Annotated in this window: 10 protein-coding genes and 1 pseudogene; 5 read left to right on the top strand and 6 right to left on the bottom strand. The window is 65.9% G+C overall.

Going from position 1 to position 14,504, the window contains the following annotated elements:
- Nucleotides 1–11: 11 nt before the first annotated feature.
- Together ACW179_RS05080 and ACW179_RS05075 are read left to right on the top strand one after the other, a co-directional pair.
- Complete coding sequence (locus ACW179_RS05080; RefSeq protein WP_492063219.1) at nt 12–1,934, top strand: HWE histidine kinase domain-containing protein; 1,923 nt, start codon at nt 12–14, stop codon at nt 1,932–1,934.
- A gap of 166 nt (nt 1,935–2,100) precedes the next feature.
- The gene (locus ACW179_RS05075) at nt 2,101–3,510 is read left to right on the top strand and encodes a sensor histidine kinase (RefSeq protein ID WP_492063218.1); all 1,410 of its coding nucleotides are present in this window, start codon (nt 2,101–2,103) and stop codon (nt 3,508–3,510) included.
- Between the two features lie 210 nt (nt 3,511–3,720).
- Here the strand turns inward: ACW179_RS05075 and ACW179_RS05070 are convergent, their stop codons facing one another.
- Nucleotides 3,721–4,308, bottom strand: coding sequence for a malonic semialdehyde reductase (locus ACW179_RS05070; protein WP_492063217.1), 588 nt, complete (start codon nt 4,306–4,308; stop codon nt 3,721–3,723).
- A 443-nt stretch (nt 4,309–4,751) separates the two neighbouring features.
- Between ACW179_RS05070 and ACW179_RS05065 the strand changes: the two genes are divergently transcribed.
- Nucleotides 4,752–5,282 carry a hypothetical protein gene (locus ACW179_RS05065; RefSeq protein WP_492063216.1) on the top strand — a complete coding sequence of 177 codons (531 nt, stop codon included), beginning with the start codon at nt 4,752–4,754 and terminating at the stop codon, nt 5,280–5,282.
- A 24-nt stretch (nt 5,283–5,306) separates the two neighbouring features.
- Nucleotides 5,307–7,310 (top strand): TonB-dependent receptor plug domain-containing protein, encoded by a 2,004-nt coding sequence (locus ACW179_RS05060; RefSeq protein WP_492063215.1) that lies wholly within the window; start codon nt 5,307–5,309, stop codon nt 7,308–7,310.
- 64 nt (nt 7,311–7,374) lie between these two features.
- On the opposite strand, the gene ACW179_RS05055 is transcribed toward ACW179_RS05060, so the two are convergent.
- Nucleotides 7,375–7,944, bottom strand: coding sequence for a NifU family protein (locus ACW179_RS05055; RefSeq protein ID WP_492063214.1), 570 nt, complete (start codon nt 7,942–7,944; stop codon nt 7,375–7,377).
- Nucleotides 7,945–8,064: 120 nt separating this feature from the next.
- On the opposite strand from ACW179_RS05055, the gene ACW179_RS05050 reads away from it, so the two are divergent.
- Nucleotides 8,065–9,348, top strand: a complete 1,284-nt coding sequence (locus ACW179_RS05050) for a cytochrome P450 (RefSeq protein ID WP_492063213.1) — start codon at nt 8,065–8,067, stop codon at nt 9,346–9,348.
- Nucleotides 9,349–9,513: 165 nt separating this feature from the next.
- Here ACW179_RS05050 and trpS read toward each other — a convergent pair whose 3' ends face one another.
- The 4 genes and pseudogenes from trpS to hslV all read right to left on the bottom strand — a co-directional run bounded on the left by trpS (nt 9,514) and on the right by hslV (nt 14,503).
- Nucleotides 9,514–10,551, bottom strand: coding sequence for a tryptophan--tRNA ligase (trpS, locus tag ACW179_RS05045; RefSeq protein WP_492063212.1), 1,038 nt, complete (start codon nt 10,549–10,551; stop codon nt 9,514–9,516).
- A gap of 167 nt (nt 10,552–10,718) precedes the next feature.
- Entirely contained in the window at nt 10,719–12,356 is a 1,638-nt protein-coding gene (gene murJ, locus ACW179_RS05040; RefSeq protein WP_492063211.1) for a murein biosynthesis integral membrane protein MurJ, read from the bottom strand.
- Between the two features lie 252 nt (nt 12,357–12,608).
- Complete coding sequence (gene hslU / locus ACW179_RS05035; RefSeq protein ID WP_492063210.1) at nt 12,609–13,904, bottom strand: ATP-dependent protease ATPase subunit HslU; 1,296 nt, start codon at nt 13,902–13,904, stop codon at nt 12,609–12,611.
- Nucleotides 13,905–14,503 (bottom strand): annotated as a pseudogene (gene hslV / locus ACW179_RS05030) (ATP-dependent protease subunit HslV).
- Nucleotide 14,504 lies beyond the last annotated feature (1 nt).

Genomic DNA, 14,504 nt, shown 5'->3' with positions numbered 1-14,504 from the left:
TGGTCCGTCACATGCAGGATTCCCGTTCCGCGCGAGACGCTGACAAGGAGACCGACCGACTGCGCGCAGGCAACGCGCTGAAGGCGTTTGACGGGCCGATCGACGATCCGCCCACCCTGCGGCTGTTGCGCATGGCCGCGCGGTTGTTCGGCGCTGCGCGCGCGGATCTTCTGCTGATCGACAGCGACACCCTGCGTCGAAGGGCCGGAACCGAACCGGGGCCGGCCTCAATGCCTCGCGCCGGCAGTGTTGCTGATCTGCTGATCACCTCGGGACAGTCGCTGGCGTGCGGCGACGTGACCCATGACAATTGCCTGAAGGGGCTCGCTCCGCCCGGAGCCCGTTTCCTGGCCTGTGCTCCGCTGGTTGATCCGGCCGGCTACGTGGTGGGTCTGCTCCTGGTGCAGGATCCCGCGCCCCGGGCGCTGGTCGATCCCGTCGATCAGGAGGCCCTGGCTGATCTGGCCGCCATGGCCATGACGATCCTGCTGCAACGGTCGGGTCGCGAGCGCCGCAAGAGCGCGCCGCGAAATCTCGAAAGCGAACGCCTGGCCCTCGCGATCGGCGCGGCCAGCCTGGGCGAGTTCGAATGGGACGTGGCGGGCGACACATTTCGCATCAGCCCGCGCATGGCGAAGATCGCCGGGGTGCCCGAGGGCGAGATCCCTGCCGAGAAGGGCATGGCGCTCTATGCCTTTGTCCACCCCGAGGAGCGTGATGCGGTCCATGCCTCGGTCCTGGCCCAGCTCAAGGCGCGTGGCCGTTACGAGGTGGAATATCGGCGTGCGACCACAGCCGAGGGGGCCAACCAGTGGAACCGCGCCGCCGGGGTGATGGTCCTGGACGAGGCCAGAGCCCCGTCGTGGATGATCGGCGTGGTGCAGGACATCACCGGGCGAAAGCAGCAGGACGAGCAGCGCGAAAGCCTGCTGGCCGAACTGGATCACCGGATCAAGAACCTGCTGGCGGTGGTTCAGTCGGTGGCCGCCCAGTCAGCCCGCAAATCCTCGTCGCTGGACGTTTTCCTCAAGACCTTCGCGGCGCGGCTCAAATCGATGAGCTCGGCGCATGACCTGCTCAGCGCCGCCCGCTGGCGCGGCGCCACCCTGGCGCGGATCGCGGCTGCCGAACTGGGCGGTCTGGCTCCAACCCAGACCCGCTGGGATGGCCCTGAGCTGTTCCTGACCCCGCGCGCGGCGTCGGCCCTGTCGCTAACCTTGCACGAACTGGCGGTCAATGCGGTCAAGTATGGCTCGCTGTCGGTCGAAAGCGGCAAGGTTGAGGTGGTCTGGCGGCGTAGCGCCGATGGCGGCTTTTCGCTGGAATGGCTGGAAACCGGCGGCCCGCCGGCCTCTCCGCCGACCCGCCGGGGCTTTGGCGCGACCCTGATCGAGGACGTGGTGGGCCGCGAACTGGGCGGCAAGGCCCGTATGGACTATCGTCGCGGGGGCCTCAGCGCCCTGATCCAGGCCGCGCCCGAGGCCCTGGCCATTGGTCCGCCGCCCGAGCCCGAGCCCGCCGCGACGCCCCAGCGCATCGTAGAGACCCTGATCGCCGCCGACGAGACCATCCGCCCCGGCGCCATCGCCGGCCTGAAGGTGCTGATCGTCGAAGACTCTCTTTTGCTGGCGCTGGAACTGGAAGCGGGTCTGGAGGACGCCGGGGTCGAGGTAGTGGGCTGCGCCGCAGAGCTGGGCGAGGCGCTCTCGATGCTGGGACTGACGTTCGATGTCGCGGTACTGGACGCCGATCTCAACGGCCAGTCGGTGGCTCCTGTGGCCGAGATGCTGCGCCGCGAGGGTCGTCCGTTCGTGTTTGCTACCGGCTATGCCGACAAGGCCGCGCCGATGGGCTTTGATGCGCCCATCGTCCGCAAGCCCTACAATGTGCACCAGATCGCACGGGCCATTGCCGACGTAACCGGACGAAGCTGAGGCTTCGGCGCAGCCGAAACGCGGACGTGATCCCCGGCCAGACTGCCAGGTCATGACTCGTTTGCTTCCTGGGCGTACCGTCAGCATGAGGTCTGGGGCTGGCGTTTGTCCGGCATCGGAAGATGGATGATCAAGCCATGGGCGCACGCCGTCCCGACGAGGGAGCATGACTGACGGGGCTGCCTTCCGGTCGGCGTCGCCCAGCATCGCCACGGCGCTGCGGCATGCGCCGTTGGGCATCGCCATATTTGACCTCCAGATGCGCTATCTGGCCGCGTCGAACCAGTATCTGACCGACCAGGACCTTTCGGCCGACACCCCGCTGATCGGGCGGCTGCACTATGAGGTGTTCCCCGAGGTTCCCCAGCACTGGCGCGACCTGCACGCCCGCGTGCTGGCGGAGGGTGTCGAACTGCGCAGCGGCGAGGGTGATCGCTTTGTCGACCGCAACGGCAAGGTTCACTGGATCCGCTGGTCGATGGCGCCGTGGCGCGCCGACGACGGAGCCGTGGCCGGGCTGGTGCTCTATACCGAGGTGGTGACTGATGCCGTTGCGGCGCGGACGAGCCTGGAGGCCGCTGAGGCGCGCTATCGAGCCGTGTTCAACCAGGCGGCCATGGGCGTGGCCAGGGTCTCGCTGGAAGGGCGCTTCCTGGAGATGAACGACCGCTTCTGCGCCATTGTTCGAGCCAGCCGCGAGAGGCTGCTGGCCGGGCGGTTTCGCGATCTGGTCCAGCCTGATGACGTTGCGGCGGCCATGGTTCAGGCCCGGGCCCTGCTGTCAGGGGCTGTCGAGACCTATTCAGTGGAGCGTCGCATCGTCGCCGGGTGCGAGGGCGTGGTCTGGATCCACCTGACCGCCTCGCGGGTGGAACTGGGCGGCGAGCCGCCCTATCTGGTGATGATCATCTCTGACATCACCGCTCGCAAGCAGGTGGAGGCCGATCAACGGCACTATCAGGGCCAGCTGCGGCTGCTGATCAACGAACTGAACCACCGGGTGAAGAACACCCTGGCCACCGTACAGTCGATGGCGGCCCAGACCCTGAAGACCGAACCCGATCCCGCCGTCGCCTACGAGAAGTTCGAGGCAAGGCTGCTCGGGCTTTCGCAGGTCCATGACGTGCTGACCCGGGAAAGCTGGCACGGGGCAGGGCTGCGCGACGTCGCCGAGCGGGCCCTGGCACCCTTCACCGTGGCGGCGGGCCGGATGACCATTGACGGTCCGCCGGTCTGGCTGGCGCCCGGCGGGGCCCTGACCATGGCGCTGATCTTCCACGAACTGGCGACCAATGCGCTGAAATACGGCGCGCTTTCGACTCAAGAGGGGCATGTGGCCCTGGTCTGGACCTATGACACAGCGGGCCGGATCTTGAGCCTGACCTGGACCGAGCAGGGCGGGCCGCCGGTTTCGCCGCCTACCCGACGCGGTTTCGGCTCCCGCCTGATTGAGCGCAGCCTGCGGGGCGAACTGAAGGGCGCAGCCAGCATGGACTATCGGCCGGCAGGGCTGGTGTGTGCGATGGTCGCCACCCTGTCCGACCCGGTCGAAACCGGGTCGGGGCTGGCGGGCTGAAGCCTCAGGTGGGCCGTTTTGGCTCCTTACCTCAACTATGCCTGACCTGAAAATAGCTCGTCACCCCGGGACTTGTTCCCGGGGCTCATCGTTCAGCTCTACGGATCAATACCGTTCTGTTCCGCACCTGCGGCGGACAGATGGGTCCCGGGAACAAGTCCCGGGATGACGATCACGGGATGTCAGATGTCGAGCTCTGGGGCTGAAGCCTCAGACGATGCTGGCGGCTTCTTCGAAGTCCAGGCGCGGGCTGCGCGGGAAAAGCCCCTCGTCGGTGCCGTAACCGATCGACGCGATGAAGTTGGACTTGATGTTCGTGCCCTCGAAGAAGGCGGCATCGACGCCGGCATTGTCGAAGCCCGACATCGCCCCGACGTCCAGGCCCAGGGCCCGCGCCGCCAGGATGAAATAGCCGCCCTGCAGCGAGCTGTTGCGGAACGCGCCCTGTTCCTTGGCCACGGGATCGCCGAACCAGTTTTTGGCGCCGGGGGCGTGGGGGAACAGCTTGTCGAGGGTTTCGGGGAAGTCCAGGTCGTAGCCGATGATGACGGTGGCCGGGGCCTGCAGGATCTTGGGACCGTTCGAGCCGGAAGACAGGGCCGCCAGCCTGGCCTTGGCGTCATCGCTGGTCACGAAGACAAAGCGCGCCGGGGTCGAGTTGGCCGCCGTCGGGCCAAACTTCACCAGGTCATAAAGTTCGCGCAGCAGGCTTTCGGGAAGTGGGTCGGTCTTCCAGCCATTGCGGGTACGGGCGTCGGTGAACAGCTGGGCGAGCGCCTGGGCGGACAGTTTGGTCATGGTTCTAAACCTTCGAAAACCGCAACATGATGGGTTGCAATATGGCGGTGCGCCACGTCAATGCAAGGTGCAGCGGCGTCGCCGGGCGGAAAGACAAGTGATGTCCTGGTCTTGGATCGCTCCGCGCAGCTCAGGTTTCGTTCAATAGCACCGTCCGGTACTGCCGATACATACACAAGCCATGCAATCGTTGTATCACAAAACTTGTCTCTATACTTCAAATATAGAGTGACAAAATTTCGTCTTAATGCGATCTGTGATAATGGTATGGCTTTCTTAGTCTATGGTATTACCGGATTTTTTCATTGTATGGCCAGGTCGTATATTTGATCTTTGTTTTACAAAAGGGCCATTAACGCTGCGACAATTTGACTGATACTAAACATTCTAAAATTCGCGAACATCCCCACAACCCCGCCGCAACAAGGGGCTTGGAGGGATATATGACCAGAATACGGAATGCGCCCCCTGCGGCTATCGCCGCGCTGGCGGTGCTGGCGGCGCCGTTTGTCGCCCACGCGGACACGCAGAAGGATCTGCAAATCGCGGTCCGCGCCCTGACCTTTCTGGAAAAGGCCCCAAGCGGAACAGCGGTTATGGGCGTCGTGTTTGACCCCTCAAAGCCAGGCTCGGTGGCGGAAAAGAACGCCGTGATGGCCGCCATCGGCGGTGGCTATAGCGCCGGCGGCCTGACCGTTACGGGTAAGGCGATCGAAGCCGGCTCCGTCGGCTCGGCTTCAGGCGTTACCGCGCTCTTCGTGACGACCGGTGTCGCCTATGGCGCCGTCGGGGCGGCCGCCAAGAGCAAGAACCTGATCACTATCGGCTCGGACACCGCGTGCGCCACCTCTGGCGGCTGCGCCATCAGCGTGTCGGCGGATCCCAAGGTCGAGATCGTCGTCAATCGCGCCGCCGCCGCGGCGGTCGGGGCGACCTTCAAGGCCGCCTTCCGCATGATGATCCGCGAGATCTAGGTCAGCCCCCTGGAGGACAAAGCCATGAAAAAATCCATCCTGATGGCGGCTGCTGGACTGGCGTTCGCCACAAGCAGCGCCCACGCCCAATCGATCGACTATGGCTCGCTGGAAGCGATGTTCAACGAGCCCGTCACCACATCGGCCACTGGCTCGCCGCAGCGCGCATCCCAGGCGCCGGTCGACATGACCATCATCACGGCTGAGGACATCCGTCGATCAGGCGCGACGGATATTCCAACCATCCTGTCCCGAAGCGCCGGCGTCGATATCCTGCCCTTCGCCGCAGGCGCGGCCGAACTCAGCGTGCGCGGCTACAATCAGGCGCGTTCGCCGCGGATGCTGGTGCTGATCAACGGTCGTCAGGTCTATCTGGACCACTTCGGCTATACCGACTGGCACACCCTGCCGGTGGCCCTTGAGGAAATCCGCCAGATCGAACTGGTGCGGGGCCCCAACAGCGCCCTGTTCGGCTTCAACGCCGTCTCGGGCGTGATCAACATCATCACGTTCAACCCCAAGTACGACAAGACCAACAGCGTCACCGTCCAGGCCGGCGGCCTGGGCTATGCCTCCGCGACCCTGGTCAACACCATGAGCCTTGGACCGGTGAAAGCCCGACTGTCGCTTAGCGCAGACCAGCAGGACGAATGGAGCAATACCGGCACAACGGTGGCCTCTTCGCTGTTGGCCGATCCCTGGAAGGTGCATGCCGCGATCGACGCGGTGGCGGCGCTGTCGCCGACCACAGACCTTCGGGTCGAGGCCTCATGGTCAAACTCGGGTCAGTCCGAAATGCTGTCGGGCTACACCTATGTCGGCCACAAGGTGAAGACTGACTCGATCAAGGCGACGCTGGATTCAGACACCCGCTTTGGTGCCATCCAGGCCCAGATCTATGTCAACCAGCTCGATTCCACCGCCCTGCCCCTGCACTATCAAAACAAGATCATGGTCGCCAAGGTGCAGGACCTGATCAAGATCGGCTCGGACCATACCTTGCGCGTCGCGCTCGAATATCGCGACAACGAGGTCAACACGACCCCGGTCAAGGGCGCCATGGTGCGCTATCGCGTGCTGGCGCCGTCTGCGATGTGGAACTGGCAGACCTCGGAAAAGGTCGCGCTGACGGCCGCCGCTCGTCTGGACAGTCTGGAGCTTAGCCGGACAGGTTCGTTCCCGGCTGGCGTCACCCGAAACCAGAACAGCGACTGGGACCGCTCGATCAGGAAGGTCAGCGTCAATCTGGGCGCGGTGATCAGCGCCACGGATCTCGACACCGTCCGCCTGATCGCGGCGCGCGGCGTGCAGGCTCCGACCCTTGTCGAACTGGGGTCTCGCCAGGTCATCCCGGCCACAGCTCCGCCGGTCGGCATCGCCACCCTGGCCAATCCCGATCTGAAGCCTGCGATGATCACCAGCTACGAGATCGCCTATGAGCGTGCCATTCCCCAGCTGGGCGCTAGCATGGCCGTCAAGCTCATGGCCCAGCGCACCGAAGACGTGAAGAGCGGCGTCTCGAGGCTGCAGATTGATATCCCGGCCACGGCCACGACCTATGCTGCCTTGACCTATTTCAACATCGGCAAGTCGGAGATGAAGGGTGTCGAGGTGTCGGGAGCCGGCAAGTTCGGCAAAGGCTTCCGCTGGAGCGCCGACACGACCTATGTCGACATCACCGACACCACGATCCCCGGCTACAGCGCCGTTCGTCGATTGATCGCCTTCGGGGACACCTCGCCGAAATGGAGAAGCAATCTGAGCCTGGGCTGGACCGATGGCCGCTGGACCGCAGACACCTATGTCCGCTCGGTGTCGAAGTTCAATTCCTACACCGCGACCCAGACCCTGGAACCGGTGAAGGGCTACACCACGGTCGCCGGACGTGTGGGCTACGACATGAAGTCCGGCGTGACCCTGGCCCTGGCCGGTCAGAACCTGCTGGAGGAGCGGCAGGCCCAGACCAAGGGGATTTCGGGTCTGAAGGCCGAACGCAGGGTGCTGTTCAGCGTCAGCAAGCGCTGGTGATCAGCACAGCCTGAGACACGGGAAGGGCCGCGCCTGGCGCGGCCCTTTTTCCTTGCGCGACGCCCTACAGCGTCTGCTCGACCCGCGTCACTTCAGGCACATAGTGCTTGAGCATGTTCTCGACGCCGGACTTCAGGGTCGCCGACGAGGATGGACAGCCCGAGCAGGCGCCGCGCATGTGCAGCCAGACGACGCCCGTCGCGGGCTCGAACTTCGAAAACACGATGTCGCCGCCGTCCTGGGCTACGGCCGGGCGGATGCGGGTATCGAGCAGTTCCTTGATCTCGGCGACGATCTGGGTCGCTTCCGCGTCATAGACGCCGTCGTCGTCATGGCCGCTTTCGACCTGGTCCAGCAGCAGGGCGCGGCCGCTGGTGAAGTGGTCCATGATCGCCGCCAGGATCGGCGCCTTCAGGTGTGGCCACTCGGCGTCCGGGTCCTTGGTTACGGTCAGGAAATCGGGGCCAAAGAACACCCGGGTCACGTCGCCCAGCCTGAACAGGGCCTGGGCCAGGGGCGAGGACTCGGCCTCGTCTGCCGTCTTGAATTCCCGTGCGCCTTCGCCGAGCACTTCACGGCCGGGCAGGAACTTCAGCACCTCGGGATTGGGCGTGGTTTCGGTCTGGATGAACATGCCCGACAAATGGACCCGGGCGCCCTTCGGCGCAAGATGCGAGGTCGCTGAGAAAGAAAGGTGACACAGGCGTCATTTTCTGGCGTGATGCGGAAAACAACGATCCGTGGGAGGGTCTCCATGAGTGACGGGGCAACTGACCTGAGCAGAGCCGACCTGCGCGCCGACGCGCGCGCCAGGGCCTGGTCGACACCGCTCGAAGACTATCACGTCGCCGATCCGGCGCTGTTCCAGGCCGACGAGATGTGGCCCTATTTCGAGCGCCTGCGGAAGGAAGACCCGGTCCATCTGTCCAGGGGCAATGAAGAGACCGGCCCTTACTGGTCAGTCACGCGCTTCAACGACATCATGGCCGTCGACACCAACCACCAGGTGTTCTCGTCAGACGCTCACCTGGGCGGCATCACCATTCGCGACTTCGACGAGGACTTCGTCCTGCCGATGTTCATCGCCATGGACCCGCCCAAGCACGACATCCAGCGCAAGACGGTCAGCCCGATCGTCTCGCCGATGAATCTGGCCAAGCTGGAGGGCGTGATCCGCGAGCGGGCCGGGCTGATCCTGGACGGCCTGCCCATCGGGGAGCCCTTCGACTGGGTTGACCGGGTATCGATCGAACTGACCACCCAGATGCTGGCCACCCTGTTCGACTTCCCCTGGGAAGAGCGCCGCAAGCTGACCCGCTGGTCCGACGTCGCAACCGCCTCGCCCGAGAGCGGTATCGTCGAGAGCGAGGACGCCCGCCGGGCCGAACTGCTGGAATGCCTGACCTATTTCACCGGCCTGTGGAACGAGCGGGTCAACAGCACCGAGCCGGGCAGCGACCTGATCTCGATGCTGGCCCATGGCGAGGCCACGCGCGACATGCCGCCCATGGAATATCTGGGCAATGTCATCCTGCTGATCGTCGGCGGCAATGACACCACCCGCAATTCGCTGACCGGCGGCCTCTACGCCCTGTCCAAGAACCCGGAGCAGGAAGCCAAGCTGCGCGCCAATCCGGCCCTGATCCCCTCGATGGTGTCCGAGATCATCCGCTGGCAGACGCCCCTGGCCCATATGCGCCGCACGGCGCTCGAAGACGTGGAACTGGCCGGCAAGACCATCAAGAAGGGTGACAAGGTCATCATGTGGTACGTCTCGGGCAACCGCGACGATACGGTGATCGAAGACGCCGACAGCTTCATCATCGACCGCGAAAACCCCCGCCGCCACCTGTCGTTCGGCTTCGGCATTCACCGCTGCGTGGGCAACCGCTTGGCGGAAATGCAGCTGAAGATCGTCTGGGAAGAGATCCTCAAGCGCTTCCCGAAGATCGAAGTGCTGGACGAACCGCGCCGCGTGTTCTCCAGCTTCGTGAAGGGCTACGAGACCCTGACGGTAAGGATCCCGGAGCGGGTCTGATTACCTTCTCCCATAGGGAGAAGGAGGGGCCCGCGCCGAAAGGCGTGGGAGGATGAGGGGTTACAGCGGCAGCCGGAGTGCCGGCACGCCGTCAGACGCCTTAACCCCTCACCCTCCCATGCTTCGCATGGGCCCCGCCCTCTCCCTATGGGAGAGGGATGCCTCCTAAGCCCCCCAAAAACCGACCAGCTTCTTGACCTCGGCCACGGTCGGGGCCGCCACTTCGCGGGCCCGCTCCGCGCCCTTGGTGAGAATCCGGTCGATCTCGGCCGGGTCGGCCAGCAGTGAGCGCATGCGCTCGCCGACCGGGGCCAGCTTTTCCACCGCCAGCTCGGCCAGGACCGGCTTGAAGGTTCCAAAGCCCTTGCCGGCATAGTCGGCCAGGACTTCCGCCTTGGTCCGACCGTCCAGCGCCGCGAAGATGCCGACCAGGTTGTCGGCCTCGGGGCGGGTGGCCAGCTCTTCCAGGGTCTCGGGCAGGGGCTCGGGATCGGTGCGGGCCTTTTTCACCTTGGTGGCGATGGCGTCGGCGTCGTCGGTCAGGTTGATGCGGCTGTAGTCCGACGGATCGGACTTGCTCATCTTGGCCGAGCCGTCGCGCAGGCTCATGATCCGCGCGCCGGGGCCCTGGATCAGCGGGTCGGGCTGCGGGAAGAAGTTCGGCGCGGCAAAGTCGTGGTTGAACTTGGCGGCGATGTCGCGGGTCAGTTCCAGATGCTGCTTCTGGTCCTCGCCGACCGGCACGTGGGTGGCCTTGTAGATCAGGATGTCGGCGGCCTGCAGCACCGGATAGGTGTAGAGCCCGACCGAACTGCGCTCCTTGTTCTTGCCGCTCTTTTCCTTGAACTGGGTCATCCGGTCCAGCCAGCCCAGGCGGGCCACGCACTGGAAGATCCAGGCCAGTTCGGCATGCTCGGGCACGGCCGACTGCGGGAAGATGGTCGCCTTGGCCGGGTCGAGGCCGGCGGCCAGATAGGCGGCAGCGATCTCGCGGGTCTGCTGGGCCAGGGCCGCCGGCTCCTGCCACACCGTGATGGCATGCAGGTCGGCCACGAAGATGAAGGTGTCGATCTCGTGCTGCAGGCGGGCGAACTTCACCAGCGCGCCCAGATAGTTGCCCAGATGCAGGGCGCCGGAGGGTTGCACGCCGGAGAGCACACGGGCGGGACCCGCATAGGCGACGACGGGAGCTTGGTCGGTCATGGCTTCAGCCTTGGATCTCGAAACTTGGAATGGCGAGCGCGGTAGCGCAAACCGCATCCGGAGACGCGGCGATCAGGGTCAGCAGGAGCCGCGCCATCGCGGCGCGAAGGGTCCGATCAAGGCCATGAGCGCTGGTTAGCGCTCCACGCAGCCCAGGGCAAGCCGGCTCAGCGGCCCGCCCCGCGTCGCAGCACGGTCTTGGCCTCGGCGATCGTCACCCCGCCGGACAGCAGCAGCAGCAGCGGATAGAGCCCCGCTGCTACAGCGCAGGTCGCCAGGATGGCCAGTTCCTTGGCTGAGCCCAGGCCCATGGCCAGGATCGGCGCCTCGAGAGCGGCGCGCCAGTGCGACATCGCCGCCAGGATCATGCCCAGGGCCACGCTGGCCGCCAGAACCCGGATGATCTTGCCCCAGGCGGCTGTGCTGGGGGTGTAGTCGCCACGCTTGCCCAGGGTCAGCACCATCTGCAGCACATTGATCCATGAGGCGGCGCTGGTCGCGGCCGCCAGACCCGGTACGCCCATGAACGGAAACAGGGCCAGACCCAGCCCGATGTTCACGGCCACCGAAACCAGGGCGAAGCGCATCGGGCTCTTGGTGTCGCCCCGGGCGAAGAAGGCCGGCGACAGGATGCGGGCCAGCACGAAGGCCGGAGTGCCCCAGCCATAGTGCAGCAGGGCGTTTGCGGTCTGACGGGCATCGAACACCGTGAACTCGCCGCGGGTGAACAGGCCGTCGATCAGGAAGAACGGAATGCTGAACAGCGCCACGGCGGCCGGCAGGGTCAGGGCCAGGGCAAAGACGATGGCCTGGTCCATGGCGGTCTGGGCCTCGCGGCGATCCTCGGCCACCACGGCCCGCGACAGGCGCGGCAGCAGAGCCACCCCGATGGCCACGCCCACCAGGCCCAGCGGCAGCTGGTACAGGCGGTCGGCATAGGCCAGCCAGGTGCGCGCGCCGTTTACATGGCTGGCCAGCACGCCCGAGATGGTGATGTTGATCTGGCTGGCGCTGGCGGCGATGGCGCCGGGTATGGCCAGGGCGATCAGGCCCTTGATCTCGGGCGTCAGGCGCGGAAGCCGCCAGCGGATCGTCGCCCCGGCCTTGCGCACCGCCCAGACCAGCAGCAGCACCTGCGCGATCCCGGCGGCCAGAATGCCCCATGAGGCCGCCACTGCCGCATCGTGGGCATTGCGGGTCGGGATCACCGCGATCAGGGTCACCAGGTTGAGCAGAATTGGCGCGGCGGCCGAGACGATGAACTTGCCCCGGGCGTTCAGCACCCCCGACAGCAGGGCCACAATGGCCATACAGGGCAGATAGGGCATGGTGATCTGGGTCAGGATCACGGCCAGCTTGTACTTGTCGGTGCCAAAGCCGAAGCCCGGGCTGATCACCATCATCAGCCACGGCATGGCCGCCTGGGCGATCAGGGTCAGGCCGACCGTGAAGGCAGCGATGGTGGCCATGGCGTCGGCCGCCAGCTTGTCGGCCACCTCGGCCCCGTCGCGGTCCAGGGTCTTGGAATAGGCCGGCACGAAGGCCGCCGCGAAGGCCCCTTCGGCGAAGATTCGCCGGAACAGGTTGGGGAACATCTGGGCGGTATTGAAGGCGTCGGCCGCGAAATTGGCGCTGGCCCCCAGGAAGTACGAGATCACCAGATCACGCACGAAGCCCATCAGCCGGCTGACCAGGGTCAGGCCCGAATAGATCGCCGACGAGCGGATCATGCCGGGCGCCTTTTTCGGCGGCACCTCGGGCGAGGATGCGGGCTGGGCGGACGGCGGGGGCGCGGTTTGGGTCACCTGCGGCTTCTGCGACGCGCCGGGGAGGGCGTCAAGGGCGGGGCCCAGATGGCCCGGTCAACGCTCGGGGCCCCCTCCGTCACGTCGCGTATCCGCGCCGCGCCACCTCCCCCGTTTCACGGGGCAGGAGAAGAAGCAGCCGAACTCTCCTACCCTGTAGCGAAGCGTACGGGGGAGGTGCGCGCTGCAGATATGCAGCGTGACGGAGGGGGCGTTCTGAGCGCGCGAGTTCGCACTCACGCGCGGATGACTTCAGAGAATAAAGCGGCTCAGATCGGCATTGGCCGCCAGGGCGCCGATCCGGTCGGCGACATAGGCCGCGTCGATGGTCACGGTCTCGCCCGAGCGATCGGCCGCCGAGAAGCTGATCTCCTCGACCACCTTTTCCAGGATGGTCTGCAGCCGCCGCGCGCCGATGTTCTCGACCGAATTGTTCACCGCCACGGCCGCGTCGGCCAGGGCGTCGATGGCATCGTCGGTGAAGATCACCGTGACGCCCTCGGTGAGCAGCAGGGCCTGATGCTGGCGGATCAGATTGGCCTCCGGCTCGGTCAGGATGCGCCGCAGGTCGTCGCGGGTCAGACCCTTCAGCTCTACCCGGATCGGCAGGCGGCCCTGCAGTTCGGGCAGCAGGTCCGACGGCTTGGCCACGTGGAACGCGCCCGAGGCGATGAACAGGATGTGGTCGGTTTTCACCGGGCCGTGCTTGGTCGAGACCGTCGTACCCTCGATCAGCGGCAGCAGGTCGCGCTGCACGCCTTCGCGCGACACATCGGCCCCGCCCCGCTGGCTCGACGAGGCCACCTTGTCGATCTCGTCGAGGAAGACGATGCCGTGGTTCTCGGCCAGTTCCAGGGCTTCCTGGGTCAGGGCCTCCTGATCCAGCAGCTTGTCGCTTTCCTCGGCGATCAGCGGCGCATGGGCACCGGCCACGGTGGTCTTGTGGGTCTTGGTGCGCCCGCCGCCGAACGACTTCATCATCTCCGACAGGTTCAGCATCGAGGCACCGGGCTGGCCGGGGATCTCGAACATGCCGCCGCCACCGGTGTCGGCCAGTTGCAGCTCGACTTCCTTGTCGTCCAGCTCGCCGGCCCGCAGCTTCTTGCGGAAGCTTTCGCGGGCGGCGGTCGAGCCGGGGCCGGTCAGGGCGTCGAGGATGCGCTCCTCGGCGGCAGCCTCGGCGCGGGCCCGCACCCCGGCCCGGCGCCTGTCGCGCACCATGCCCAAGGCGCTTTCCACCAGGTCGCGGACGATCTGGTCGACGTCGCGGCCGACATAGCCGACCTCGGTGAACTTGGTGGCTTCCACCTTCAGGAACGGGGCCTGGGCCAGCTTGGCCAGGCGGCGGGCGATCTCGGTCTTGCCGACGCCGGTGGGGCCGATCAGCAGGATGTTCTTGGGCGTCACCTCGTCGCGCAGGTCGGCGGGCACGCGGCGGCGGCGCCAGCGGTTGCGCAAGGCCACGGCGACGGCCTTCTTGGCCTCGGTATGGCCGACGATGTAGCGGTCGAGTTCGGAGACGATCTCGCGGGGGGAAAACTCGGTCATTTACAGGCTTTCAACCGTCAGATTGCCGTTGGTGTAGACGCAGATCTCGGCGGCGATCGCCATGGCCTTGCGGGCAATCTCCTCGGCGGTCAGGTCCAGGTCGATCAGGGCCTTGGCGGCGGCCAGCGCATAGTTGCCGCCCGAGCCGATGGCCGCCACCGAGCCGCCACCGGCGCTTTCGCCCGGCTCCAGCACGTCGCCCACGCCGGTGACGGTGTAGATGGCGGTGGCGTCGGCCACGAGCAGCATGGCTTCCAGCCGGCGCAGATAGCGGTCGGTACGCCAGTCCTTGGCCAGATCGACGCAGGCGCGGGCCAGCTGGTCGGGATACTGTTCCAGTTTCGCTTCCAAGCGCTCAATGAGCGTGAAGGCGTCGGCCGTGGCTCCGGCGAAACCGGCCACCACCTTGCCGCCGGCCAGGCGCCGCACCTTGCGGGCATTGCCCTTGACGACGGTTGGCCCCATGGAGACCTGTCCGTCGCCGGCGATCACGGTCTGTCCGTTTTTGCGCACCGCCAGAATGGTTGTGCCGTGCCAGTCTGGGAATGAATTGCTGTTTTGCATGTCTCGCATGTGGCGAGGCTGACTGCGGAGATCAAG

The organism is Caulobacter sp. AVps18 (assembly GCF_058681425.1).
The sequence above is the reverse complement of the archived record's forward strand: the minus strand, read 5'-3'. Positions and strand labels throughout refer to the sequence as shown.